The organism is Bradyrhizobium sp. 33ap4 (assembly GCF_032654765.1).
Taxonomy (GTDB): Bacteria; Pseudomonadota; Alphaproteobacteria; order Rhizobiales; family Xanthobacteraceae; genus Bradyrhizobium; species Bradyrhizobium australafricanum.
Window position 1 is genome coordinate 29,438 of record NZ_JAUMTJ010000037.1, and the last position, 23,266, is coordinate 52,703.

Here is a 23,266-nt window from a genome sequence, read left to right on the forward strand (position 1 = left end):
ACCCACGTTCGTGACGACCGCGAAGCGCCCCTCAATCGGGTGAGACGGGCGGGATTGGATCACTGATTTGCCCGACGACGGAAGCGGGATTTGCCCGTCGGGGTGATCTGTCGCAGCCATCGCGCGGTGGGCGCGGAACGTCGTGCCGCTCAGCTTCCGAGCTGAATGGTGCGCTCCAGCGCCGCGGCGAAGCCGTTGAGGGAGACGTTAAAGACGACGGCCTGCCCGTTGCTGATGTTCTGGGCGGCAACGGTGAGCATTTTGGCCCTGCTGATGGTGTCGGTCACGGCCGTGGGAAAGGATACCGGCAGCAAGCAGCCTTGCGCCGTGCAGGTGGAGAAGCGCGTCTGCTCCAGATCCTTGCCGTCAAGCTTGAGGACGGCCCCGGCGTCGAACTTCAGCCCGAACGGCATCAAGATGTTGCCTTCGGCCTTTCCGTCCCTGGGAATCAGTTCGATGGCGAAGATTTGCTGATTGGTTTCCTTGGCGAGTTGTGTCTGCCCGAGGGTACACAGCTTGGCCCCGCCGTCGAGCTGGCATTTGACGATCCAGTCTCCGTAGGTCTCGCTGATCGCGGAAGCGCCCTTGGGAAGCTGGACGGCGCGGACCACGCCGTCCATCGCGGACGTCCGGCTCCGCGTGTCGATCGGCATGGAGACGGTGCTCCCACTCGCGTCCGACACATCGGGAGTTCGGGCGGCTTGCGCCGAACCGACGCCGGCCATGACGACGAGAGCAACGATCGCCCGAAGACGCCTGTCTGCTGCGCTGACCGTCACCATTGCATTCGCTCGGCCTCGTTACGTCCCGAAACCGATCTGCCTTTTCGTCGGCGCATTCGTGGGCATAATTCCCACATGAACGAGATACACCTACTTGGAGAACCGCTGATATGCAAGAGCTGATCGCCGCCGGCGTGATTGTCGCGATCGTTACATTCTGCGGCGGGTATTTCTGGGCGATTGCACGTGAAGCCATGACCGCGAACAAGGCCGCGAACAAGCAGCAACGCAAATGGTAGTCCGGCGGCCTCGACCTTGCTCCCGTGATTTGCCCGCGGGATGCGTTTTCAACTAAGCTCGCCGGATGGACATGCTCGTCAAGCTCTACGCCCTGCCCGATTCCCGGCCCGCCTATGATCGATTGCTCAAGGTCGGAATTGTCATGCGCCGCGCGCTCGCCCCGGAAAAGCACAAGGTTGTGGCCTGGGTGCGGGAGACATTCAGCGAGGCGTGGGCCAGCGAAACCGAGGTCGCGTTCAGCCGCCAACCGGTCTCCTGCTTCATCGCGATCCAGCAAAAGAAGATCCTCGGATTCGCCTGCCATGACGCGGCCTGTCGCAACTTCTTCGGTCCGACCGGCGTCGCGCCGAAGGCGCAGCAGGGCGGAATCGGCAAGGCGCTGCTGTTCGCCTGCCTCGAGGACATGAAGCACCAGGGGTTCGGCTACGCCATCATCGGCGGCGTCGGGCCGGCGGATTTCTATACGAAAGCTGTCGGCGCGGTGGCCATCGAAGGTTCCGCGCCGGGGATCTATCGAGGATTGCTGTAGCTGCGCCGCAGGTCCATTTCCGGTCTTGTCGCGCTACGAGACAGACTGGCAATGTCTGCGTTCACGGAGATCGGGTAACCCAAGGATGGCTGGCGGGTTGAAGATCACGACCGGCATCATCGCCGCGGTGCTGGTCATTGCGGCGGTGGCTCAGGCGCGCAGCGTGCTCGCCCCGCTTGCGGCCGCCCTGTTCATCATCGCGATCGTCTGGCCCGTTCAGCAACGGCTGCAGTCGTGGCTGCCGAAACTCCTCGCGCTCGCCGTTACCGTCGTTGTTACGGTTGCCACCTGCATCGCGTTTGCCTCGCTGGCAGCATGGGGGTTTGGCCGCGTCGGGCGCTCCTTGATCGCGGATGCGGCGCGGTATCAGGCCTTCTACGATGCCGCGGTGATCTGGCTCGACGGCCATGGCGTTTCGTTCGCCGGCGTCTGGGCGGAGCATTTCAATGTCGGCTGGCTGCTGCGCACCACGCAATACGTCACGGGGCGCGTCAACACCACGTTGAGTTTCTGGCTCATCGCGCTGGTCTATGTCGTGCTGGGACTTCTCGAGGTCGACGACGCTGGTCGACGAATCCAGCGGCTGGAGAATCGCACAGCTGCGCGCGTCCTGCTCAAGGGCAGCAAAGCGACGGCCGCCAAGTTTCGTAAATATATGCTGGTGCGGACGCAGATGAGCGCGGTCACGGGTCTCTTGGTCGGCCTGTTCGCCGCCGTGACCGGGCTGCCATTCGCATTCGAATGGGGCGTGATCGCCTTTGTCCTCAACTACGTTCCTTTCGTCGGTCCTTTCATCGCGACGCTGTTCCCCACGCTGCTGGCCATGACGCAGTTCGAGAGCTGGCCCGCGGTGTTTGGCGTGTTCGCCTGCCTCAACGTCATCCAGTTCGTGGTAGGCAGCTATATCGAACCGCGGGTGGCCGGCTCGACATTGTCGATCTCGCCGTTTCTGGTGCTGTTTGCGATCTTCTTCTGGAGCTCGCTTTGGGGCCTGTTTGGGACCTTCATCGGCGTGCCGATCACGCTCGCTATTCTGACCTTCTGTGCCGAGAGTCCGTCGGCCGCATGGATAGCCGATCTGTGTGGCGGATCGCACCATGACAAGCCGGAAGCGTCCTAGCTTGCGGCAATCTCAACCCGCTCGGGCTCGGCGAGGCAGAGCTTCCGATCCGGGCCGACCATCATTTTGTGGATATAGAAATAGCTGGCTGCATCGTCGGCCCCCATCACCGGCGACGGGGCCGAGACGATCCTCGACGCACCACATGTACCGATCCAGTCGATATGCCGGTGACCGTGCATCACCACCGAGCGATCGGAAAACCGTTGCAACCTGCGTACAAACCAGCTGCCGTTGATCAAGGCTGTCCCAATGCGCTCGGCAAATGTCTTCACCGGCATGGGATATTCCATCACGTGATGATGTAACGCGATGGTCCAGCATGCCGTCGGAAAATGACGGATCGCAGCCTCCAACCGCCGCGTTTGCGCTTCCGAAACCAAACCGAGCGCGTTGGTGAAGGAGAAGTGGGTTTCGGCGTTGGAGTTGAGAATGGCGATCCCGAGGCCACCGTCCTGGTCCGGCGGCAGGATCATCGGGAATTGATCATCGAACAGGCCACGGAGCGCCGCTGCGCGGAGCACGCCCCCGTGCTGCGCAAATTGTGTTATCCGATCATGATAAGGGGCAAGCGCCTGGTTCAGCGTGGCCGACGGTTTGCCGGAACCGTCGATGACGCGCACGCGATCGCCCTGGACGGCCGCGATCGCCGACAGGGTACGCATCTGCCGTAGCCGCTTGCCTGGGCTGAACGGCAGGTCGAGGCGCGCAGGATTGGCACGATCCACGACGTTAACGTCATGATTGCCCGGAAGCATGATGATGCGTGCTGCAAGCTCGGGATGACCTGCCAACGCATCGAGAAATTCCGCCCATTCGCCGGGCCGGCCGGCGTCCGTCATATCGCCGCTGATCAGCACGTGGTCGAGCGGATCAATGATGTGAATTTCGGCAAGGCGAGCCAACACGCGCTTGAAGTGCTCGTTTCCCTGCGGACCGGCGGTCCCGCTTTCGATGCGGAAGCCGTACCGCTCGCCGACCACGTGAAGATCGGACAGGTGCGCAAGGCGCCAGCAGCGTCCTCCGGACGGCGTCGCGTCGAATCCGGCCAGGTCGGCCGGTTGTTCCATACTGGCGTCGGCCACGCTCCAGGCCAGTGACGCGACCGCAAGATAGCAGGACACCAGCACCACAGCGTTCGCGAACGTCGGCAACACCAGACGATGGATCAGAACAAGGTCATTGACGGTCGCAGTCCATCGCGAGGCAGGCCAGGCCAGGGCCGCGATCAATGCCGCCCCCGCGGAGAGCAGTATGCCGGCGCCGACCGAGCAACCGCGGCGCAGCCTCGTGCGAGAGGCAGGAGTTGCGCCGGTGCGCGAAAGCAGCTCCGCCAGATGGCCCAGCGCCTCACGTGTGAAGGCATAACTCGGTTGGACCGCGAGCGCGTTCAGCGACCAGAAGCTTGTTTCCGCGATTTGAAGCAGCGGTCGTCCGCCGAGCCATCCCAACGCCGCGATCACAATCAGCGCCAGCACGGCGCCCACTTCGGACAGGGCAAGAGCGTGTTGCGAAAGGCTCGAAATCCAGGCGGATGCGACCAGTGGCGCAAGGCCGAGCAGTACGCCCGGAAGCAGAAGCGAAACCGTCCAGGCGAACAACAGTTTCGCCGGGCTTATCTCAACCAGAAGGCTACCCAAGATCGCGAACAACGAACGCTGTTCCGGGCTGGCGGCATTGTCCTCAAAGTCGCCGAGGCGGGGATCAAGCAGCACGCCGACGTCCTCCGTTGCACGGCGCATTCTGTCACAAACCGCTTCAGACCAACATACGCGTCAGGCTTGGCGCAGCTTCCCGAAGAACTCGCGCACCTCGCCGATGAACAGCTCGGGTTGCTCGAATGCCGAGAAATGTCCGCCTTTCGGCATCTCGCTCCAGTGCCGGATGTTGGTGAAGTTTGTCTCCATCCATTTGCGGACCGGCGTGACGATCTCCTTGGGGAACACGGCAACGCCAGTCGGCACGCTCACCTTGTGCGGGGTTCGCTTGCCCGGCCCAAAACTTTCCCAATAGAGCCGCGCCGACGACGCAGCCGTCGCGGTGACCCAGTACAGCATGACGTTGTCGAGCAGTTCGTCGCGGCTGAGGATGTTTTCCGGATGGCCGTCGCAATCGGTCCAGGCCCAGAATTTTTCCAGGATCCAGGCCGCCTGCCCGCTCGGAGAATCCGTCAGGCCATAGCCGAGCGTCTGCGGCCGGGTGGACTGCTGCTTGGAATAGCCGGAATCCCAGTCGGCATAATATTTGATGCCGTTGAGCGCCCTCGTCTCCTCCGGCGTCGGCTGCCCCTCGACATTGGGCCGGGTCGACATCGCAAGCGTGATGTGAATGCCGGCGCAATGCGCAGCATCCTGTCCGCCGATCGCGGTCGTCACCGCGGAGCCCCAGTCGCCGCCTTGCGCGAAATAGCTGGCGTAGCCGAGCCGCTGCATCAGGACGGCCCAGGCCGTCGCGATCCGGTCGACGCCCCAGCCCGTCGCTATAGGCTTGGCCGAGAAGCCGAAGCCCGGCAATGACGGGCACACCACGTGGAAGGCATCGGCGGCGCGGCCGCCATGCGCGGTCGGATCGGTCAACGGCTCGATCACCTTGTGGAATTCGACCACCGATCCCGGCCAGCCATGGGTGATGATCAAGGGCCGCGCCTCCGGATGCTTCGAGCGGACATGGATGAAGTGGATGTCGAGCCCGTCGATTTCGGTGGTGAACTGGCTGAAGCGGTTGAGCCGCGCCTCGCGCTGCCGCCAGTCATAGGTCTCGGCCCAATAGTGGCAGACGTCCTTGATCCATTGCAGCGGCGCGCCCTGGCTCCAGTCGTCGACCAGCTCGGCTTCCGGCCAGCGGGTCCGGCGCAGCCGATTACGCAGATCCTCGAGGACATCGTCGCTGACGGCGATGCGGAACGGGCTGATGGCGGTCATGGCGTCTCCACGGGGATGCTGAACTTTCGGGGAAGATAGGCTGGCGCGGGTCGCCGATCAAACCCCGCGCCGCAAACCCCGCCTGCACGAACCCTGCACGACTAGCCGCGAAATCTGACGACAAGAAACCATCATCGGCACCGCGATCTTGCTAAGACATCGGCCACAATAGATCGACATCACGCGCAGGCGATCGAAGCGCTGATGTCGCAGAGGACGGAGCTTGTTGTGGCAATCTATCTGATTAGCATCCATGACAGACAAGATGCCGTGCTGAAGTTGGGATTGCCGCTGGTCAATAGCTCGCCGAGCTATTTGCCGATCGCCACCTCGAGCAGCGCCTGGGCCTGCCTGGTGGCCGCGGCGAAGGCCGGCTGTTGCGGCGCGCGCTCGGTGAAGCAGCGCTTGAACGCATCCTCGCCCTGCTGGCGCAGGTCGCCGAGCTTGTCATAGGCCTGCCTGGTGATCTGCTTGCGCTCGAGCCTCTCGGCCGCCGCATCGGCCTTCTTGTTGTAGTCGGTGCGGATCGCGGTGCAGGCCGGCACTTGCACCGCCGGCTCGATCTCGCCATAGGCGACATACATCTTGCCGCCGGCGAGCGCCGCCACGAACACCTCGTCGGCCTTGTCGGGGAACGAATCCTGGGTGCGGCCGGCCAGGAAGCCGTAAGCCAGGGCGGCCGACGCCGGCTTGGCGATCGGTAGGTCGTCGAAATTGACCACCGCGGCATCGGTCGAGATCGCCTGGGTGTAGAGGCCCTCGAACTTCAGGGCGGCATCGACCTGCTGCGGCACATTCTTGCTGCCCTTGTCCCACCAGGTCTTGTGTTCGTGCAGCCAGCGCGTGAACAGAGGCTCGGTGGTGACAATGATATGGGCTTTCGGCTCGACGAAGCTGCCGTCGGCGCGTTTTTCTCCTATCTTTGCCCCGTCCCTGCCGGTGTCGGCATCGAAGCGCAGGCCGTCCAGCATGCCGAACCCCATATCGCCCTTATATAGAGTGTCGAGGTTGAGCTGGGCCGGAGCAAAGCCCGGCCGGGCGGGCTGGGACAGGATGGCCGTCAGCTGCCCCTTCAGCTCGTCGCGCGCGGCCACCTCGGCCTTGTCGACGGCCTCATTGATCTTGTTGTCGTTCGACAGCTTGGCGAATTTGGCGATCGCGGCGTCACGCGCGGCGATATAGCGGTCTTCCGGTGACGCGGCGCGGGCCGGCGAAAGCAGCAGGATCGGGGAAAGGACGAGGGCAAAGCGGAAAATAAAATGCATGCCCTGTGGTCGTCCGCAGGGCATGCAAGGTTCAAGGTCACGGGTACCACCAGCATATCCCTCGCCGGCAGACCCTCTGCCGGCGCAGGATCTCGTCAAGGCGAGCCGGTCAGGCCGCCTTTGTCACGGTGCCGTCGTCAGGCCGCCTTGGACTTCGCCACGTGGGTAGCGATCGCATCCATCAGCGGCGGCGACAAGCAGTCATAGGGCTCGAGCCCAAGCTCCTTGAGCCGCGACCTGATCCCGGCCATATCGGCCGGCTTGACGCCGGACTCGATCACCGACGACACGAAGGCGGCAAATCCGGGCGCTGCCGAGCCGGACTCCTGGAACAGCTCGGGATGGATGAAGTCGAGGCCATAGAACGGATGGCCCTTGTTCTCGATCCGGCCGTACATGTGGGTGCCGCATCCGGTGCAGGCATGGCGCTGGATCACCGCCGCGGCATCGACGATCTTTAGCTTGTCGCCGTTCTCCAACACGGTGACGTTCTCGCGCGGCACCACCGCGACCACCGAGAAGGTGGCGCCCGAAGGCTTCCAGCACTTGGTGCAGCCGCAGGCATGGTTGTGGGCGACGTCGCCCTTGATGCCGACCTTGACCGGCTTGTCCGCGCATTTGCAGACCAGCGTGCCGCCGGCAAAACTGCCGGAGCCTTGCTTGACGCCATTGTCGACCGACGGGTGGATATGAACAGTCATTGACCTATCCTCCTAGTGCTTGGTGTATTGATTTCAGAATACGACGACCGAACGGATCGATTTTCCCTCGTGCATCAGGTCGAAGCCCTTGTTGATCTCGTCGAGTTTCAGCACGTGGGTGATCATCGGATCGATCTGGATCTTTCCGCCCATGTACCAGTCGACGATCTTCGGCACGTCGGTGCGGCCGCGCGCGCCGCCGAAGGCCGTGCCCTTCCAGACGCGTCCGGTGACGAGCTGGAACGGCCGGGTCGCGATCTCCTTGCCGGATTCCGCGACACCGATCACCACCGAGACGCCCCAGCCGCGATGGCAGGCTTCCAGCGCCTGCCGCATCACGTTGGTGTTGCCGGTGCAGTCGAAGGTGTAGTCGGCGCCGCCATCGGTCAGGCCCACCAGGTGCTGGACGATGTCGCCGGAAACCTTGGTCGGGTTGACGAAATGCGTCATGCCGAACTGCTTGCCCCAAGCTTCCTTGGAGTCATTGATGTCGACGCCGATGATCTTGTCGGCGCCGACCATCTTGGCGCCCTGGATCACGTTGAGGCCGATGCCGCCGAGGCCGAACACGACCACGTTGGAGCCCGGCGTCACCTTCGCGGTGTTGACGACCGCGCCGACACCGGTGGTGACGCCGCAGCCGATGTAGCAGCTCTTGTCGAACGGCGCGTCCTCGCGAATCTTGGCCACCGCGATCTCGGGCAGCACGGTGAAGTTCGAGAAGGTCGAGCAGCCCATATAGTGGAAGACCGTCTTGCCCTTGTAGTTGAAGCGCGAGGTGCCGTCGGGCATCACGCCCTTGCCCTGGGTGGCGCGGATCGCGGTGCAGAGATTGGTCTTCTGGCTCAGGCAGCTTTTGCACTGCCGGCATTCCGGCGTGTAGAGCGGGATCACATGATCGCCAGGCTTGACCGACGTCACGCCGGCGCCGACCTCGCGAACGATGCCTGCACCTTCGTGCCCGAGGATCGAGGGGAAGATGCCCTCGCTGTCGAAGCCGTCGAGCGTGTAGGCATCGGTGTGACAGATGCCCGTCGCCTTGATCTCGACCAGGACCTCGCCGGCCTTGGGACCCTCCAGATCGAGCTCGACGATCTCAAGCGGCTTCTTTGCTTCAAATGCGACTGCGGCGCGGGTCTTCATCTTGGTCTCCACAAAACGTCAAACAGGTTTCTCGTTCGCACCGGACGGGCTCACTTCTTGTCGTTGTGCCCCATGCAGGCGTCTTCCGCCTTTCCATAGGCTTCCGACTTGTCTTCGTGCTTGGCCGGCCGAACACGCCCAACCGCGTCATTGGCGCGGGCGCGCAGGTAGACATAGAGGTCGTCCATGTAGCAGGCAACGTTGGGGTTATCGCCGAACGCCGGCATCACGTTCTCCTGCGCCGTGGAAACGTTCTTGCGTCCGCTCGCGACCACGCCCATGAAATCCGCGTAGCTCATGGTCTTCAGCGAATTCGACAGCGCCGGCGCATAGGTCGATCCCATGCCGTCGGGGCCATGGCAGACATGGCACTCCGAATGATAGCGGCGATAGCCGGAGTAGGTGTACCAGTCCGTCGTGCCGTCGGCCGTAACCTTGAACGTCGGGTTTCCATCCTTGTCGAGATACTTGCCGTCCTCGGACTTGACGGCGGTCGGGTCGCCAGCGTCCTCGGCGGAGGCAACTCCACCCATTGCCACGACAAAGATCGCAGCACTCACAAACCAGATCTTACGCAAAAGCATATCCTCGCGTGCAGATTGAAGACGGACCGGCGCATGGAGATCGCTCCATGCGCCGGAACGAGGTCGCTCAGCTCACTGCTGCGGCAGCGAGAACACGGTGAGCGTTCCGCCGAGCGCAGTGTAGTTGCTCAGCGCGGCATAGCCGCCGACTGCGCCGAGACCGGCCGTCGGATCAGTCAGACCGGCCGCGAGGCCGATGCCCGCCCAACCGCCAACACCCGACAGAATGGCGACGTACTGCTTGCCGGCATGTTCATAGGTGGTGACGTTGCCGATGATGCCGGACGGGGTCTTGAACTTGTAGAGCTCCTTGCCCGTCTTGGCGTCGACAGCCTTCAGGTAGCCTTCCAGCGTGCCGTAGAACACCACGCCGCCGGCGGTCGCGAGCGCACCCGACCAGACCGAGAACTGCTCCTTGTTCGACCACACGATCTTGCCGGTCTTGCCGTCCCAGGCGATGAAGTTGCCCATGTTGGTCTCACCGGGAGGCGGATACATCGACAGCGTCGCGCCGACATAGGGCTGACCTGCGGTGTAGCTCACCTTGAACGGCTCGTAGTCCATGCAGACGTGGTTGGTCGGCACGTAGAACAGCTGCGTGTCCGGCGAGTAGGCTGCCGGCTGCTCGTCCTTCGAGCCGAGCGCTGCCGGGCAGATGCCCTTGACGTTGACGTCCTCGCCCGCCTTGTCGGTCGACGCGGCATCAAGAACCTTCGGGCGACCATAGGTCGGCGAGTCCTTCTTCATGTCGACGCCGGAGGTCCAGTTCACCTTCGGATCGTACTTCTCGGCGACCAGCAGTTCGCCGGTGGCGCGATCGAGCGTGTAGCCGAGGCCGTTGCGATCGAAATGCGTCAGCAGCTTGCGCGCCTTGCCGTCGATCGTCTGATCCGAGAGGATCATCTCGTTGACGCCGTCATAGTCCCATTCGTCATGGGGCGTCATCTGGTAGACCCACTTGGCGACGCCGGTATCCGGGTTACGCGCCCAGATCGTCATCGACCACTTGTTGTCGCCGGGACGCTGCTTCGGATTCCAGGTCGAGGGATTGCCCGACCCATAATAGACGAGGTTCAGTTCGGGATCGTAGGAGATCCAGCCCCAGGTCGCGCCGCCGCCGATCTTCCACTGATCGCCCTGCCAGGTCTTCAAGCTCGAATCCTTGCCGATCGGCTTGCCGAGCTCGGTGGTCTTGTCGTCGACCAGGAGCTGGTCATCCGGGCCTTCCGAGAAGCCGCGCCAGACCTGCTTGCCGGTCTTGATGTCGTAAGCGGTCACATGAGCCTGGACGCCGAACTCGCCGCCGGAGATGCCGAGCAGCACCTTGTCCTTGACCACCAGCGGCGCGGAGGTACCGGTCGAGCCCTTGCTGGGATCGCCGTTCTTCACCGTCCACTCCACCTTGCCGGTCTTGGCATCGAGCGCCACCAGTGTGGTGTCGGCCTGGTGCAGGAAGATCTTGCCGTCGCCATAGGCAACGCCGCGGTTGACCGTGTCGCAGCACATCACCGGAATGACGTTCGGATCCTGCTTCGGTTCGTACTTCCAGACGATCTTGTTGTCCTGCGAAAGGTCAAGAGCATAGACCTTGTTCGGGAACGGGGTGTGGACGTACATGATGTTGCCGACGATCAGCGGGCCACCCTCGTGGCCGCGCAGCACGCCGGTCGAAAACGTCCAGGCGACCTGCAACTTTCCGACGTTCGAGGCGTTGATCTGATTCAGCTTGGAGTAACGCTGATTGGCGTAGTCTCCGGCCGGCATCACCCAGTCCTTCGGGTTCTGCGACATCTTGTGGAGTTCGTCATTGGCGTTGGCCGCTCCGGCGGCAAATACCGCCATTGCCCCAAGGCCGGTCGCGTAAAGCATCTTGCGCATCGTGGATTTCCTCCCAGGTTCAAGAGCTCAAGGGTTTCCGCCGAAACGGCCCCACTTCTTCCATTTTGGTGCCCCAGTCGTAGTCCTCTCGAAGCGCGCTGACTTGCCCAAAAGAGAAGAGCCGTTTGCTCAAAAGCGAAGCTTCGTCAGATTTTTGTCGCCCGGCCCTGAATTGGCTGGAAAGCTTGCTTCATGTTGCAGGGCATCAATCGCGGCCGGCGCGATCCGGATGCCAGATTGACGCGTGCTAAGGTTGCGCTTGACGCGCCCAGAACTAAGTCGGAGGATCACCCGACATTAACCGGGAAGAAATCCCGCCGCCTCCCTAAGCTATTCAGAATCAGGGAGAAGGCGCATCATTCCGGGCCAGACTTAAGCTCGGTGAGCAGTCACGTGGGGATCGAATCGGTGGCTGGAAAGATGTCCGATACAGTCCATTCTCTTAGCACGAACGGATTGACGCCCAAGCGGCAGATTCAGCGCTGGTCGGATGCGCTCACTGACCTTTGCGGCCAGTTCGACGTCGATGCGCTGGAAGGATCCTCGCTCGAAGCCCGGGTCAATTTCACGACGGTATCGCGCCTGAAGCTGTGTCAGATCGAGGCAAGCCAGCACCGGATCGCGCATACCATCTCGCGCATCAAGCTGAGCGAGCACCCCTACATCAAGATCGTGTTCCAGACCCACGGCGTCTCGCATTTCGAGCAAGACGGCCTGCACTTCGACATCATGCCGGGCGACTGCTTCGCCTACGACGTGTCGTGTCCGCACACCATCATCAGCCCGTCGCTGACGCGGCACGAGGTTGTCATCGTTCCAAAGGACCTGCTCAAGGAGCGCGGCTTCCAGCTCTCCAAGATGGCGCCGTGCAAGCTGTCGGCGCGCAACGGCACCGGCCGCATCGCCTATGATTTCGTCCATGCCGCCTTCGGCGAGGCACCGACGCTGACGCCGGTCAACGCCGTCGGCGTGGCTGATGCGCTGATCGACTTGCTGCTGTTGCCGCTGCGCGAGACCGGCGCCATGTTCGACCGCGGCAGCGCCGAGGCCACCTATGTGCGTGCCCAGGGCTTCATCCGCGAGCATCTGCGCGATCCGGATCTCTGCATCGACCGCATTTCCGCGGCGCTTGGTTGCTCGAAGCGCTATCTGCACATGCTGTTCAGCGATCGCGGCATGACGGTCAGCGACTACATCTGGAAGGCCCGGCTGCAGAACTGCCGGCAGGAGCTGGAGTCCCAGAACGGCAAGACCATCACCGACGTCGCGTTCTCCTGGGGCTTCTCGAGTTCGTCGCATTTCAGCCGCGTCTTCCGGAAGTATTTCGGCATCGCGCCCTCCTCCGTCCACAAGGGCCTGCACGGCGGTATGCCGGCCGATGTGGTGCTCGAATAGCGGTTCCATCCGACGCGCAGGCGTTGCGCCATGCCGTCCGCCGACAGACTTTCTCCAACCAAGTTGTCCTCAATCAAGCTGTCCTCGATCAGGGTTTGGGCACGCAACCTCAAGCGGGACAGCGTTGCGTTGTATCTCGCATCGCGTGATCCGCGCGTGCCCTGGTATGCCAAGGCCCTTGCCGTCGCCGTCGCGGCCTATGCGCTGTCTCCCATCGATCTGATCCCGGATTTCATTCCGGTGATCGGCTATCTCGACGATCTGATCCTGCTGCCGCTCGGCATCTGGCTTGCGATCTCGCTCGTGCCGGACGAGGTGATGGCGGAATGCCGTGCCAAGGCCGGCGCCGTCTTGCAGCGTCCGACCAGCCGGGCGGGAATGATCGCGATCGTCGTGCTCTGGATCGCCGGCGCGGCGGCGCTGGCTTGGGCGGCTTTCAGATATTGGCGACAGCCAATCGTCTAGGACTGTGCGGCCTTTGGCACGAGCGCCTCGACCGTCACGCCATCATCGCTGGAATTGATGTTAAGCGTGCCGCCGAGCGCGAGGATTCGTTCCTGCATCCCGGTCAATCCGCGGCCAAGCCTGTGATCCCTCAGCAAGCCGCGGCCATTGTCGCGAACCCGCACCAACGCGCAGTCGCGGCTGCCGCGTAGGCCGGCCTGGCGTTCCGCCGGTTCGATCGTGATATCGACCGCCGTCGCGCCGGCATGGCGGAACACGTTGGTGAGCGCCTCCTGGACGATGCGATAGATCGTGAGGTCGGCCATCTCTCCGGTATCGCCGAGCGCCGGCGAGATGCGGCTCTCGATCTCCACCTCCGGGTGCGTTTCGCTCCATAGCCGCACCAGCGCGCCGAGCGCTTCCGCAAGCCCGAGTTCGGCCAGGCCGACCGGCCGCAATCGCTCAAGAATCCGGCGCGTGAACTGCTGGAGCGCGTTGACCTGCTCGAGGATGGCATTGCCGTGCTTGCGCAATGCCGCAGGGTCCGGCTTTTCGACTTCCGAAAGCCGGGTCAGCGCGCCGGCATGCGCGCGCAAGGCAAACAGATAGGGCCCGAACTCATCGTGCAATTCGCGCGCGATCTCCTTGCGCTCGGAATCCTGCAGCGAGACCGCGCGCTCGGCGAGCTGCCGCTTGCCCTCGACGGCATCGCCAAGGGTCGCCGCCAGATGGTTCAGTTTGGCACAGATGGCGGCCAATTCCGGCGATCCGCCGGGCTCGACGCGGGCATCGTAATCCCCGGCCTCGATGCCGGTCATGGCCTGCGACAGTGCCTCCAGTGGCGCCAGCGCGCGGCCGACCACCAGCATGGTGACCAGAAGCAGCGCGACCGCGATCGCGGAGCCGACCTCGATCTGGGTGACGATGCCATCCCAGATCTCGGCGATTTCGTCGTCGGGATGCGAGGTGATGACCAGCGATTGCGGCTTGCCGTGCACCGAGATCGGCACCCGCACCGAGGTCTGCTCGGGATGAACCAGCGCGACGAACCACTGCGGCGGAGCGCGTTGATCGCCGACGTCCTCGGGGCGATCAGGAGATTTTGCGGTCGCGCCATCCTGCCGCGTGATGCTGACGTGACGCAGCCGGCTCAGGTCCTGGACGATCTGGTCGAGCCGCGCATCGGGATCCGGCGCCTCGTCGAGACCGGCCACGATCGTCGCAACGAATTCACGCGCCAGGCGGATCACGCTCTGGTCCTCGGCCTGGACACGCGGCCCCGCTTCCAGCACGAGCCGCGCAATATTGATGCCGAGGCCAAGCGCCAGGATCAGCGCCAGCAGCAGGTTGATCCGCGCGCGCAAGGATAGCTTTTGCCACATGACGTTGCCCCCGACCGCGATCCCTCCTCCGAGAGGATCGTTGACAGCCAAATTTGCCCGGCTATCTAATCGCACCCTATCGCAATCCCGCACGAGGTGCACAACCGGTCGGAACCGACCTGTCCTTCGCGCAAACCGACGTGATGATGAGTGAATCGAAGCAGGTCGCCGGAACAACGCCATGCGCATTCTGATCGTTGACGATCATCCCATCGTTGCCTCCGGTTGCCGCACCGTGTTCGCCGACGATCCCGAGATCACGCTGCTGGAAGCCGCGGATGCCGAAAGCGGCGAACGGGCGTTCGTCGCGGAGAAGCCCGATCTCTGCGTGATCGACATCAACCTGCCGACGGTCTCCGGATTCGAGCTGGCGCGCCGCATCCTGACGCATGATGCGTCTGCGCGCCTCATCATGTTCAGCATGAACGATGACCCGGTGTTCGCCGCCCGCGCCATCGACATCGGCGCCAAGGGTTACGTTTCGAAGACCGGCGATCCCAACGATCTGGTGGAAGCGGTGCGCGAGGTCGGCAATGGCGGCGTCTATCTGCCACCGGCGATCGCGCGCAACGTGGCGTTTGCGCGGCCCGGCTTTGCGCAAAATCCGCTCTCCAAGCTCACCTCGCGCGAGATGGAGATCCTGCGCCTGCTCAGTTCCGGCAAGAGCCTGTCGGAGATCGCCTGGCTGGTGCATTCATCATACAAGACGGTCGCAAACACGTCATCGATCATGCGCCAGAAGCTTGGCGTGCGCACTTCGGCAGAGCTGGTGCGGCTGGCGATCGAGAGCGGCGTCGCCTGACGCAGCGCTCCAACCAAGAGGAATACGACAATGCAGACGATTTCCCAGAACAAGTCGCATGGCGGCACGCAAGGCGTCTATCGGCATCCAAGCCGCGAGACCAAGACCGACATGACCTTTTCGGTGTTCGTCCCTGAGCATGCGGCCGGCGCCAAGCTGCCCGTCGTCACCTACCTGTCGGGCCTGACTTGCACCCACGCCAACGTCACCGAGAAGGGCGAATTCCGCCAGGCATGCGCCGAGCTCGGCCTGATCTTCGTCGCGCCCGACACCAGCCCGCGCGGCGAAGGCGTCCCCGGCGATCCCGCCAACTCCTACGATTTCGGTCTTGGCGCCGGCTTCTATGTCGATGCGACGGAGCAGCCGTTCGCGACCAATTACCGGATGTGGAGCTACATCACCGAGGAATTGCCGAAGCTGATCGCCGAGCAGTTCCCGGTCGACACAACGCGGCAGTCGATCCTCGGTCATTCCATGGGCGGCCATGGCGCGCTGACGGTCGCGCTGCGCCATCCCGATCGTTATCGGGCGGCGAGCGCGTTTGCGCCGATCGTGGCGCCGTCGCAGGTGCCATGGGGCAACAAGGCGCTCGGCGGCTATCTCGGCAGCAACAAGCAGGCGTGGCGCAAGCATGACGCCGTCGCCCTGATCGAGGACGGTGCCCGCTTCGCCGATCTGCTGGTCGACTACGGCGATGCCGACGGCTTTCTCACCGAGCAGCTGCGGCCCGAATTGCTGAAGGCGGCATGCGAGAAGGCCAACATCCCCCTCACCCTGCGGCGTCAGCCGGGCTATGACCACAGTTACTACTTCATCTCGACCTTCATGGCCGATCATCTGCGCTGGCACGCCGCGCGGTTGAAGGCGTGAGCGTCACGCAGTCCGTTCATCCCATCATCCTGAGAAGGCCGCGAAGCGGCCGGTCTCGAAGGATGCACGGCCCGAATTTGCTACGTGTGGCTGTAACCGGGCCGATTCATCCTTCGAGGCTCGCTCAGCGGCGCAATTGCGCCGCAAAGCTCGCACCTCAGGATAACGGAAGTCCATTCGTGAGCGCAGGCTACTGCGCCTTCGGCACGCCGTAGTTCGGCGCGAGCAGGCGGTTGCGCACGAGGTAGTCGGTGGCACGCGACCAGGATTCGTCGGTGTTGCCGCGCATGTCGGCGCTCGCCGCCGCCAGCAATTGCCCGCTACGCACGTCGCGCAAATAGAGATTGATGTTGAGGATGAGGTTGGACACCTTCTGCACCACGCCCGTCATCACGAGATCAGCGCCCAACTCGCCGGCCAGCTTCACATCGCAGCCACCGCAGGCCTGAAGATTGCTGCCATGCGCCGCAGCATTGACCGGCGCGATGTCGAGCACGCGGAACTTGCCGGAGTCCGCGAGCTCCTTGCGCACCTGATCGCCGGCCCGGAGCAGCCGCGCCTGCTCATCACTGCGTGGCCCGCTCACTTCCCCCTGCAGGCTGGTGTCGATCATCTCGAGGTCGAACACCGCGAGCCTGGGCGGCTCGGCGCGCGCTGCCGCCGAAGACACCACCAGCAAAGAAACGGCGAAGGCAAACGCTGATCTCATGATTGTGAACCAATCGTAATTTGTAACGTCGCAACGACAAAAAGCGGGGTTGCAAGCTAGGCCAATTCCGGCATCTTGCAAGTCAACAGCATGGAGGCCGGATTTCCGAACGCCATGCCGAGTGAAAAAAGACTGCGGGAGGAGTTATGTTGCGATGGCTGATCGGCACGATCGCGCTCAGCATGGTGGCGACCGGCGCGCTGGCGGCTGATCCCGTCGAGGTTCATATCGGCTATCTCGGCCATGCCGGCGTCAAATCGACGCTCTCGCTGGTCGAGCAACCCGCCGACAATGACGGCATCGCCGGCGCGCGCCTTGCGATCGAGGACAACAACACGACCGGGAAATTCCTCAATCAGCGCTTCGTGCTCGACGAGGTCAAGGTCAAGGACAGCGACGATGTCGCCAAGGTCGCGACCGACTTCGGCGGACGCAACGACTATATCATCACCGACCTGCCGGCCGATGCCCTGCTCAAGGTCGCCGACGCGCTGCGCGACCGCGGCACCGTGCTGCTCAACGCCGGCGCAATCGACGACCGGCTGCGCGAGCAGGACTGCCGCGCCAACGTCATCCACATCGCACCCACCCGCTCGATGCTGGCGGACGCGCTTGGCCAATATCTGGTGTGGAAGCAGTGGAAGCGCTGGCTGCTGGTGGTCGGCTCGCATGATCAGGACAAGCTTTACGCCGACGCGCTGCGCCGCGCCGCGACCCGCTTCGGCGCCAAGATCGTTCAGGAACGGACTTTCGAGGACACCGGCGGCGCGCGCCGCACCGACAGCGGCGTGACCTTGATCCAGCGCCAGATGCCGGTGTTCACGCAGCAGGCGCCGGCTTACGACGTGCTGGTCGCCGCCGACGAGAGCGAGGTGTTCGCGAACTATCTGCCGTACCGTACCTGGGACCCGCGGCCGGTGGCGGGCTCGGCGGGCCTCGTGCCGACCAGCTGGGACGCGGCGCATGACCAGTGGGGCGCGGTCCAGATCCAGAACCGCTTCGTCAAGCTGAACATGCGCCGCATGACGGCGCTCGACATGCAGGCCTGGACCGCCGCGCGCATGATCGGGGAAGCCACATCGCGCACCAATTCGGGGGACCCCAAGAAGGTCATCGCCTTCCTCAAGGGCAAGGATTTCTCGATTGCCGCCTTCAAGGGTACGCGCTTGACCCTGCGAGACTGGAATCTGCAGCTTCGCCAGCCGATCCTGCTGGCCGATGGTCGTATGGTTGTTTCGGTCTCGCCGCAGGAAGGTTTCCTGCATCAGGTCTCCGAACTCGACACGCTCGGAGTTGACCGGCCTGAAACGAAGTGCAAGCTGCAGTGAGGGAGATGAAACGCATGTGGCGCCGCTGTCTGTTGACCGGGATGCTCGTTTGGCTTGCCGCGACACCGGCGTCCGCCTTCGTTGCCTACGTCTCCAACGAGAAGGGCAACACCGTCACGGTGATCGACACCAGCAGCTGGACGGTGACCAAAACCATCAAGGTCGGCCAGCGGCCGCGCGGCATCGAGTTCTCGCGCGACGGCAAGTTCGTGATGGTTGCGGTCGGCGACGACGACACGATCCAGGTGATCGATACCAAGACCCAGGAGATCGTCGACACCCTGCCCTCCGGTCCCGACCCTGAATTGTTCACCCAGGATGCCGCCGGCAAGACCATGTATGTCGCCAACGAGAACGACAACACGGTCACCGTGATCGACCTCGAAAAGCGCGCCCGGATCGGCGACATCCAGGTCGGCGTCGAGCCTGAGGGCATGACGATCAGCCCGGACGGCAAGATCCTGATCAACACCTCCGAGACCACCAACATGGCGCATTTCATCGACACGTCGACGCGCCAGATCGTCGCCAATGTGCTGGTCGATTCGCGGCCGCGCTTCGCCCAGTTCAAGCGTGACGGCTCCGAATTGTGGGTCTCCTCCGAGATCGGCGGCACCGTGTCGATCATCGATCCGGTCAAGCGCGAGGTGACCGGCAAGATCACCTTCGAAATTCCGGGCCTGCGCAACGAGGCGATCCAGCCGGTCGGCATCGGCATGACCAAGGACGGCAAGACCGCATTCATTGCGCTCGGCCCCGCCAACCGCGTCGCCGTCGTCGACGGTGTGACCCACAAGGTCCTCAAATATCTGCTGGTCGGCCAGCGGGTCTGGCACATGGATTTCACCCCGGACGAAAAATATTTGCTGGTCACCAACGGCGTCTCCAACGACGTCTCCGTGATCGACGTCGCGGCCCAGAAGGTGATCAAGACCATTCAGGTCGGCGAACTGCCCTGGGGGATCACGATCGCGCAGCCATGACCGCAACCGACGCCCATATCGCGAACCAGCTCTCGCCGGATGCAGGCCCTGGAACAGCCGCGGCCGTGCAGCCGGCCCTGTCGATCGGCAATGTCAGCCACAGCTACGGTCCGCGCCGCGCTTTGATCGATGTCAGTTTCACGGTCCAGCCTGCGAGCTTCACCGCGCTGCTGGGTCTCAATGGCGCCGGCAAGAGCACGCTGTTCTCGCTGGTGACGCGGCTGTTCGGCATCCAGAACGGCCAGATCAAGATATTCGGCCACGACATCAGCCGGACGCCGGGTGAAGCGCTGCGGCTGATGGGCGTGGTGTTCCAGCCGCGCACGCTCGATCTCGACCTCTCGCTGACGCAGAACCTGCTGTATCACGCCGCGCTGCACGGCATCTCGCGGCGCGAGGCGCGGCTGCGCAGCGCCGAGGTGCTCGGCCGCATCGGGCTTGCCGACCGCGCCGCCAGCAAGGTGCGCGATCTCTCGGGCGGCCAGATGCGAAGGCTTGAGATCGCCCGCGCGCTGCTGCACCGGCCCCGGCTGCTGCTGCTCGACGAGGCCACGGTCGGGCTCGACGTCAAGGCGCGCGCCGACATTCTCGACCATGTCCGGCAGCTCGTCGCCGAGCAGGGCATCGGCGTGCTCTGGGCGACGCATCTGTTCGACGAGATCATGCCAAACGACGACCTCGTCGTGCTGCATCAGGGCCGAATGCTGGCGCACGGCCCGATGTCACGGGTGATCGCGGACGCAGGCGCCCAGGACGTCAACACCGCGTTCATGCGCCTGACCGGAACGGCAACACTCGCGGGGAGACCGCCGTCATGACCAGCACGACGGTTACGCCTGAGCGAAGCGGCTTCTCGCTGTCGGAATACATCGTCTGCCTGAACGGCATCGTGTGGCGCGAGGCGCTGCGCTTCCTGCATCAGCGCGAGCGCTTCGTGTCGGCGCTGGTCAGGCCGCTGGTCTGGCTGTTCATCTTCGCGGCCGGCTTCCGGCAGGTGCTCGGCATCTCGATCATCCCGCCCTACGAGACTTACATCCTCTACGAGGTCTATATCGCGCCCGGCCTGATGGCGATGATCCAGCTGTTCAACGGCATGCAGTCCTCGCTGTCGATGGTCTACGACCGCGAGATGGGCAATATGCGCACGCTGCTGGTCAGCCCGCTGCCGCGCGGCTATCTGTTGTTCTGCAAGCTGCTCGCCGGCACGGCGGTGTCGCTGCTCCAGGTCTATGCCTTCCTCGTCATCGCTTGGTTCTGGGACATCGCGCCGCCGACCATCGGCTACCTCACCGTACTTCCGGCGCTGGTGCTGTCGGGCCTGATGCTCGGCGCGCTGGGCATGCTGATCTCGGCCAGCATCAAGCAGCTGGAAAATTTCGCCGGCGTGATGAACTTTGTGATCTTCCCGATGTTCTTCGCATCGTCGGCCCTCTACCCGCTGTGGCGCGTGCAGGAAGGCAGCCCGATGCTGTATTATATCTGCCAGTGCAATCCGTTCACGCATGCGGTGGAGCTGATCCGGTTTGCACTGTACGGCAAGATGAACTGGGTTTCGCTCGCGGTGGTCGGCGGCTGCACCGTCGTCTTCATGATCGGCGCGATCCTGGCTTACGATCCATCGCGCGGCCTGGTGCGCCGCGGACCCGGCGGAGGCGAGGCATGACAGGCTGGCGAACAGGACTGGGCGCGCTGCTCGCGATGGTTCTGTCGAACCAGGCCGCATCGGCTGCCGACCCGCGCTATCCGGACTGGCCCTGCCAACAGGCCAAGGTGCCCGAGATTTCGCTCGCCGCAGTCTGGGCCGGGCCGCCGCTCGGCGATGCCGAGACCAAGTGGAAGGACGACCCGAAAGTCAGCGCGCTCGCGATCAAGCTCGCGGCGCGCCGCGTTCCGCTCGAAGAAGCGCAGAAGGAAATCACCGAATTCCTGTCAGCTGCCGCGGCCGACAAGGCGAATGCGGGAAAACTGCTGTTTGCCGGTCTGTTCGATACGCTGAACGGACAGCGCGCCTCGGTCATGAACGGGCTCGAGCGCGTGATGCGCAAGCAGCGCGAAGCCGCGGAGAAGATCCGCGACGACACGCTCAAGCTGCAGGCGCTGCAGGACGCGACACCGCCGGACCAGGCCAAGGTCGACGAGCTCGGCAATCAGCTGGTCTGGGAGACCCGCATCTTCGAGGACCGCGGGCGCGTGGTGAAATTCGTCTGCGAGGTGCCGACCGCCATCGATCAGCGCCTGTTCGCGCTCGGCCGCACCATCCAGCAGGAGCTCGATTGACGCCTGCGACCGAACGCCCCGGGATCGTCAACGCGCCGTTTTGACGGTCTTTTGGGTAACAGTCTGTTGGGCCACGCCGATCCGGAACAAACTGCACTGCCCGCTCGTTGTCTCCAACTATATCTGAACTTGGGAGACCTCCATGAAAGCAGCCAAGATCGTCATGACCAGCCTTGCCGCCGCGAGCCTGGTCACCACAGCGGCTTTGGCCCAGCAATCCATGTCGGGAATGGTCACCAAGATTGACCGACTGAGTGGAACCATCTCGATCCAGCAGACGCAAGGCGGCACGGTGGGCGCGTCCGGCGGCGCGATCCAGGAATACAAGGTGCCGAAGGGACAATCGCTGGAGGCCTTCCACGCCGGTGACAAGGTCTCGTTCACCACAACGGACAGCGACGGCGGCAAGACCATCAACAAGCTCGACAAGCAGAAGTAACGGCCCGCGTGGCGCGCGAGGCCGGGCTTACTGCTCTCCCTCGCGCGGCTCGGGCTCGGCATCCGCCAGCGGCAATTTGGCACGCTCCCATCCGTCAGTTCCCTCCGGATACCACGCCACGTTGCGGTAGCCGTGGGACAGCACGCGCTTGGCCGCGTTCCACGACATCCAGCAATTCTCCTGGCAGTAGATCACGAGCAATCTGGTCGCGTCACCGCCTGAGGCGCGGACCAGCCCGCGGCGCAGGTAGTCCTCCGTGGGCGCGGCGAGCTTGCCGTAGCCGGTGTCAGGCAGCCAGATGCTGCCGGGAATGTTGAGGTGCGGCCGTTCGCGCCACACCGTGCCGGCGGGCAGATTTGGCTTCGGTGCACGCGGCAGCACGTCGACGAAGGCGGCGGACTTGTCGCGCCAGATCGCTTCCGCTTCCGCGGTGGTGAGCACCCGTGCGCCGGCAAGCGTCACCGGCACCGGAGCGCGGTAGTCCTCGGTGCGATAGCCCTCCGGCTCTGCGGGTGGGTCTTGCGCGCGGACAGGCGAAGCGGCGACGAACATCACCGCAAGCGTGGCCGCGAGCCTGATCATGGTGATTTGGTCGCGGTCTCCGGCCCGATTGGACGGTCGTTCTCGTCGAGCAGCGGGACGCCGTAGTCGAGCAGGATCTTGTTGATCTCGGGCTGGTTCTCCTGGATCAGGCGATTGAGCTGGCGCTTCCAGTTCTGGTCGGACGCCCGCACGCCCATGCCGATGCGATAGATCAGCTTCGGTCCCGTGGTCTCCTTGACCAGCGGCGTGATGTGCAGCGGCGGGTTGGCCTTCTTGGCGTAGAAGCCCGCCATCGGCCCCCACAGGATGCCGGCGTCGATCTCACCCTTGGCGAGATCGTTCATCATCGCCTCGGCCGACGAATCGTAGCGCGTATCGATCATCAGCGGATAAGGCTTCGCATTGGTCATCAGCCCGTTGATGGCCATGTTGGTCGCGGGCGGCGTTCCCGCCACGATGCCGATATGCTTGCCTTTCAGCCGCTGGTCCTCGAGCGTCGTGACCTCATCGAGCCCACTGCCCGGCTTGGCAACGATCGCATAGGCTGTGCGGTAATAGGGATTGGTGCCCTGCGCGAGGTCATCGCCTTGCGGAAAGCCCATGATCACGTCGCAGCGATGCGCGCCGAGCGTCATCCGCACGAACCCGGTCGCCTGCGGAAAGAACATGTAGTCGAGCTTCTTTTGCAGCTTTCCGGCCAGCAGCTCGCCGATCTTGTTCTCAAACCCCTCGCCCTTGTCGTTCGAGAACGGCAGGTTGCGGGGATCGGCACAGATGCGCAGCACGCGGGCATCGATGAGCTCGATGGAAAGCTCGCCCTGATCATTGACCTGTGCCCGCGCGATGTCGCGGCCGGCCAGACAGGCGATGAAGCCGACAAGCGCGAGCAGAACAGGACGGCATCCGACAATTCTCATTACGCGGTCTCCTC

The 23,266-nt window shown here is 63.7% G+C and carries 25 protein-coding genes; 13 read left to right on the plus strand and 12 right to left on the minus strand.

The genetic code is table 11. The features are described from left to right. Positions 1-149: 149 nt before the first annotated feature. Positions 150-782, minus strand: coding sequence for an invasion associated locus B family protein (locus tag Q2M23_RS26615; RefSeq protein WP_316397589.1), 633 nt, complete (start codon positions 780-782; stop codon positions 150-152). Positions 783-892: 110 nt separating this feature from the next. Between Q2M23_RS26615 and Q2M23_RS26620 the strand changes: the two genes are divergently transcribed. The 3 genes from Q2M23_RS26620 to Q2M23_RS26630 all read left to right on the plus strand — a co-directional run bounded on the left by Q2M23_RS26620 (position 893) and on the right by Q2M23_RS26630 (position 2,671). After that, positions 893-1,021, plus strand: a complete 129-nt coding sequence (locus Q2M23_RS26620; protein ID WP_316397590.1) for a hypothetical protein — start codon at positions 893-895, stop codon at positions 1,019-1,021. A gap of 65 nt (positions 1,022-1,086) precedes the next feature. Beyond that, a complete protein-coding gene (locus tag Q2M23_RS26625) occupies positions 1,087-1,551 on the plus strand; it encodes a GNAT family N-acetyltransferase (protein WP_316397591.1) in 465 nt (154 codons plus the stop codon). An 85-nt stretch (positions 1,552-1,636) separates the two neighbouring features. Further along, positions 1,637-2,671 (plus strand): AI-2E family transporter, encoded by a 1,035-nt coding sequence (locus Q2M23_RS26630; RefSeq protein ID WP_316397592.1) that lies wholly within the window; start codon positions 1,637-1,639, stop codon positions 2,669-2,671. Here the strand turns inward: Q2M23_RS26630 and Q2M23_RS26635 are convergent. The 7 genes from Q2M23_RS26635 to xoxF5 form a co-directional block, all read right to left on the minus strand. Next, entirely contained in the window at positions 2,668-4,386 is a 1,719-nt protein-coding gene (locus tag Q2M23_RS26635) for a metallophosphoesterase family protein (protein ID WP_316397593.1), read from the minus strand. The two genes, Q2M23_RS26630 and Q2M23_RS26635, sit on opposite strands and share 4 nt — an antisense overlap. Positions 4,387-4,446: 60 nt before the next feature. Then, a complete protein-coding gene (locus tag Q2M23_RS26640; RefSeq protein ID WP_316397594.1) occupies positions 4,447-5,592 on the minus strand; it encodes an epoxide hydrolase in 1,146 nt (381 codons plus the stop codon). A 311-nt stretch (positions 5,593-5,903) separates the two neighbouring features. Further along, positions 5,904-6,857: a hypothetical protein gene (locus tag Q2M23_RS26645; RefSeq protein WP_316397595.1), complete on the minus strand. Its 954-nt coding sequence runs from the start codon at positions 6,855-6,857 to the stop codon at positions 5,904-5,906. Positions 6,858-6,994: 137 nt separating this feature from the next. Continuing rightward, positions 6,995-7,558 (minus strand): S-(hydroxymethyl)glutathione synthase, encoded by a 564-nt coding sequence (gene gfa / locus Q2M23_RS26650; protein WP_016847312.1) that lies wholly within the window; start codon positions 7,556-7,558, stop codon positions 6,995-6,997. Positions 7,559-7,591: 33 nt separating this feature from the next. Then, on the minus strand, positions 7,592-8,701 hold the full coding sequence (locus Q2M23_RS26655; RefSeq protein WP_316397596.1) for an S-(hydroxymethyl)glutathione dehydrogenase/class III alcohol dehydrogenase: 1,110 nt from the start codon (positions 8,699-8,701) through the stop codon (positions 7,592-7,594). Between the two features lie 50 nt (positions 8,702-8,751). Continuing rightward, a complete protein-coding gene (locus tag Q2M23_RS26660; protein WP_076834145.1) occupies positions 8,752-9,234 on the minus strand; it encodes a c-type cytochrome, methanol metabolism-related in 483 nt (160 codons plus the stop codon). A 123-nt stretch (positions 9,235-9,357) separates the two neighbouring features. After that, positions 9,358-11,163, minus strand: coding sequence for a lanthanide-dependent methanol dehydrogenase XoxF5 (xoxF5, locus tag Q2M23_RS26665; protein WP_076834147.1), 1,806 nt, complete (start codon positions 11,161-11,163; stop codon positions 9,358-9,360). A 420-nt stretch (positions 11,164-11,583) separates the two neighbouring features. Between xoxF5 and Q2M23_RS26670 the strand changes: the two genes are divergently transcribed. Together Q2M23_RS26670 and Q2M23_RS26675 are read left to right on the plus strand one after the other, a co-directional pair. After that, positions 11,584-12,558, plus strand: a complete 975-nt coding sequence (locus Q2M23_RS26670; RefSeq protein ID WP_016847804.1) for a helix-turn-helix domain-containing protein — start codon at positions 11,584-11,586, stop codon at positions 12,556-12,558. Positions 12,559-12,588: 30 nt separating this feature from the next. Then, a complete protein-coding gene (locus tag Q2M23_RS26675; protein WP_076834149.1) occupies positions 12,589-13,023 on the plus strand; it encodes a YkvA family protein in 435 nt (144 codons plus the stop codon). On the opposite strand, the gene Q2M23_RS26680 is transcribed toward Q2M23_RS26675, so the two are convergent. Further along, positions 13,020-14,384: a histidine kinase gene (locus Q2M23_RS26680; RefSeq protein ID WP_316397597.1), complete on the minus strand. Its 1,365-nt coding sequence runs from the start codon at positions 14,382-14,384 to the stop codon at positions 13,020-13,022. The two genes, Q2M23_RS26675 and Q2M23_RS26680, sit on opposite strands and share 4 nt — an antisense overlap. A gap of 181 nt (positions 14,385-14,565) precedes the next feature. Here Q2M23_RS26680 and Q2M23_RS26685 point away from each other — a divergent pair, with 181 nt between their 5' ends. Further along, positions 14,566-15,186 carry a response regulator transcription factor gene (locus tag Q2M23_RS26685; RefSeq protein ID WP_016847801.1) on the plus strand — a complete coding sequence of 207 codons (621 nt, stop codon included), beginning with the start codon at positions 14,566-14,568 and terminating at the stop codon, positions 15,184-15,186. Between the two features lie 30 nt (positions 15,187-15,216). Next, a complete protein-coding gene (gene fghA / locus Q2M23_RS26690) occupies positions 15,217-16,056 on the plus strand; it encodes an S-formylglutathione hydrolase (RefSeq protein WP_316397598.1) in 840 nt (279 codons plus the stop codon). A gap of 190 nt (positions 16,057-16,246) precedes the next feature. Here the strand turns inward: fghA and Q2M23_RS26695 are convergent, their stop codons facing one another. After that, complete coding sequence (locus Q2M23_RS26695) at positions 16,247-16,765, minus strand: DUF3280 domain-containing protein (RefSeq protein WP_316397599.1); 519 nt, start codon at positions 16,763-16,765, stop codon at positions 16,247-16,249. A gap of 146 nt (positions 16,766-16,911) precedes the next feature. Here Q2M23_RS26695 and Q2M23_RS26700 point away from each other — a divergent pair, with 146 nt between their 5' ends. From Q2M23_RS26700 to Q2M23_RS26725, 6 genes are all read left to right on the plus strand, one after another. Next, positions 16,912-18,093 carry an ABC transporter substrate-binding protein gene (locus Q2M23_RS26700; RefSeq protein WP_316397600.1) on the plus strand — a complete coding sequence of 394 codons (1,182 nt, stop codon included), beginning with the start codon at positions 16,912-16,914 and terminating at the stop codon, positions 18,091-18,093. Positions 18,094-18,098: 5 nt separating this feature from the next. After that, positions 18,099-19,076: a YVTN family beta-propeller repeat protein gene (locus Q2M23_RS26705; RefSeq protein WP_016847797.1), complete on the plus strand. Its 978-nt coding sequence runs from the start codon at positions 18,099-18,101 to the stop codon at positions 19,074-19,076. Beyond that, positions 19,073-19,894 (plus strand): ABC transporter ATP-binding protein, encoded by an 822-nt coding sequence (locus Q2M23_RS26710; RefSeq protein WP_316397601.1) that lies wholly within the window; start codon positions 19,073-19,075, stop codon positions 19,892-19,894. The genes Q2M23_RS26705 and Q2M23_RS26710 overlap by 4 nt, the downstream gene beginning before the upstream one ends. After that, positions 19,891-20,739 (plus strand): ABC transporter permease, encoded by an 849-nt coding sequence (locus Q2M23_RS26715; protein ID WP_028336929.1) that lies wholly within the window; start codon positions 19,891-19,893, stop codon positions 20,737-20,739. The genes Q2M23_RS26710 and Q2M23_RS26715 overlap by 4 nt, the downstream gene beginning before the upstream one ends. After that, a complete protein-coding gene (locus Q2M23_RS26720) occupies positions 20,736-21,353 on the plus strand; it encodes a hypothetical protein (protein WP_076834158.1) in 618 nt (205 codons plus the stop codon). Before Q2M23_RS26715 ends, Q2M23_RS26720 begins: the two co-directional genes overlap by 4 nt. A gap of 142 nt (positions 21,354-21,495) precedes the next feature. Further along, a complete protein-coding gene (locus tag Q2M23_RS26725; protein WP_016847793.1) occupies positions 21,496-21,792 on the plus strand; it encodes a copper-binding protein in 297 nt (98 codons plus the stop codon). 27 nt (positions 21,793-21,819) lie between these two features. Here the strand turns inward: Q2M23_RS26725 and Q2M23_RS26730 are convergent, their stop codons facing one another. Both Q2M23_RS26730 and Q2M23_RS26735 read right to left on the minus strand, forming a co-directional pair. Further along, a complete protein-coding gene (locus Q2M23_RS26730) occupies positions 21,820-22,374 on the minus strand; it encodes a PQQ-dependent catabolism-associated CXXCW motif protein (RefSeq protein WP_253625929.1) in 555 nt (184 codons plus the stop codon). Continuing rightward, the gene (locus Q2M23_RS26735; RefSeq protein WP_076834162.1) at positions 22,371-23,252 is read right to left on the minus strand and encodes a substrate-binding domain-containing protein; all 882 of its coding nucleotides are present in this window, start codon (positions 23,250-23,252) and stop codon (positions 22,371-22,373) included. The genes Q2M23_RS26730 and Q2M23_RS26735 overlap by 4 nt, the downstream gene beginning before the upstream one ends. Positions 23,253-23,266: the final 14 nt, after the last annotated feature.